Source organism: Variovorax sp. P4_D9 (assembly GCF_056401695.1).
Window position 1 is genome coordinate 1 of sequence record NZ_JBFUIU010001590.1, and the last position, 939, is coordinate 939.

The 939-nt window shown below is 63.8% G+C and carries 1 protein-coding gene; it reads left to right on the top strand.

Annotated features, from left to right (window positions below; all coding sequences use genetic code 11):
• On the top strand, positions 1-603 hold a 603-nt coding region (locus AC1DY5_RS57105), incomplete at its 5' end, for a DUF3047 domain-containing protein (protein WP_478122953.1).
• Positions 604-939 lie beyond the last annotated feature (336 nt).

Below are 939 nucleotides of genomic sequence, written 5' to 3' on the forward strand. Positions count from 1 at the left end.
ACGAAGTTCGAGGTCACGCAGCTCGATGGCCAGAAGGTGCTCAAGGTCGATGCCGACAAGTCCTACGGCAACCTGGTCCATCCCACGCGGGTTCAACTCAACGACGAGGCCACGCTGGCTTGGCGCTGGAAGGTCGAGGAATTCGTGGAGGGTGCCGATCTGCGCACCAAGAGCGGCGACGACGGCGCGGCTAAGATCTGCGTCTTCTTCGACTTCCCGGCCGAGCGGCTGTCGGTGGGCGAGCGCACCAAGCTCGCACTGGCAAAAGGCTCGACCGGCGAATCGGTGCCCACCCAAACCCTCTGCTACGTCTGGGACGTCAAGGAAAGCAAGGGCAGCGAATTCGACAACGCCTTYACCAAGCGCATACGCATGGACGTGATCGAATCAGGCGCGACTGACAAGGCCGGCGGCTGGCTGACCGAGCGCCGCAACYTGCTGCCCGACTACAAGCGAGCCTTCGGCGCYGARGCCGGSGATACRTTGCCGGACGTGGTGGGGGTCGCGATCCAGGCCGACTCGGACAACACCAARGCTCGCGGGATCTCCTATTWTTCCGACATCGACCTGCGCGGCGCACCCGCTGTAAAACCCGCGCAATAGCGGCCCGTCATCGATCGAAATCATCGCCATATTCCCGATGGGCRGSGTCAYTGCCGYTTCCYGAGGCGATCGAGGACTGATCCGAGGGGCTCCGTTCGTGGGCGCTTCGCCGACGCATGATCTCGCTATCGGCAAAGATCGGGCCCGGGCTGGTTTTCGGTGGCGGAAATGCTTCCGGCCACGAGGCGCTCGAGGACTGATCGGAGGCGCTGCGTTTGCGGACAGTCCGCCCACGGAAATGGGTTCGCTTCGGTGGGCCCTGTCCGGTCATTCGAGTCCTACGATTGCCTGCCCCAAGCCGGACACACGCAGGCGGACAGGTCCGCGGTTCAAGTC